This is a genomic window from Streptomyces alkaliphilus (assembly GCF_014141535.1).
GTDB classification, from domain to species: Bacteria; Actinomycetota; Actinomycetes; order Streptomycetales; family Streptomycetaceae; genus Streptomyces; species Streptomyces alkaliphilus.
This window is the reverse complement of sequence record NZ_VKHT01001532.1, coordinates 1-789: the sequence shown is the minus strand read 5'-3', so window position 1 is coordinate 789 and position 789 is coordinate 1. Positions and strand designations below refer to the sequence as shown.

General features: G+C 79.7%; 1 protein-coding gene. It reads left to right on the top strand.

Annotation, left to right across the window (positions count from 1 at the left end):
* The coding region (locus FNQ90_RS25505; RefSeq protein WP_228471609.1) for an ABC transporter permease at positions 1-775 on the top strand (775 nt) is incomplete at its 5' end.
* Between the last annotated feature and the right edge of the window lie 14 nt (positions 776-789).

Here is a 789-nt window from a genome sequence, read left to right as displayed (position 1 = left end):
GCTCCTCGCCCCCCTCTCGGCCGCGATCCTCCTGACGGCGGTGGTTCTGGGCCCGCTGTTGGCGCCCCATCCCCCGGACCGCACGGTGGGCCCGCCGTGGGCCCCACCGGACGGCTCCACGCCCCTGGGCACCGACGCCCTGGGCCGCGATGTCCTCTCCAGGGTCCTGGCCGGCGGCACCGGCCTGCTCTCCCTCGCGCTCGTGGCCGCCCTCGCCGCCGTGGTCCTCGGCACCGCGGCGGGTCTGTGGTCCGGCTGGGCGGGGGGCGGCACCGCCCGCCGCGTGGCATGGGTCGGCGACCTGCTGCTCGCGGTGCCGGCCCCGGTCCTGGCACTGGTGCTGGCGACGGCCCTGTCCGGCGCCTCCGCGGTGGTCACCGCGTCGGTGATGGCCGGCGCGCCGCTGACCGCCCGGGTGGTGGCGGACGAGGTGGCCGTCCTGCGCCGCGGCGGCTGGGTGCGGGCGGCGGTCGAACGCGGCGAGCGGGCCCCGGCCGTCCTCCTCCGGGAGATCCTGCCGGCCCTGCGCGGCCTGACCGCCGCGGACGCCGGCCTGCGGCTGGTGACGGCGCTGCAACTCGCGGCGGCCCTCTCCGTACTCGGTCTGGGGCCGCAACCACCCGCCCCCGACTGGGCGCTGATGCTGCGCGAGGGGTTGCCCGGAGCGGGACTCAACCCCGCCGCGCTCCTCGCCCCGGCCCTCGCCCTCGCCCTGTGCGCCTGGAGCCTGGGGGCGGCGGCCCGCTCGGCGGGTCGGGTCGGAGGTACTCGGTGACCCCCACCCCCGTC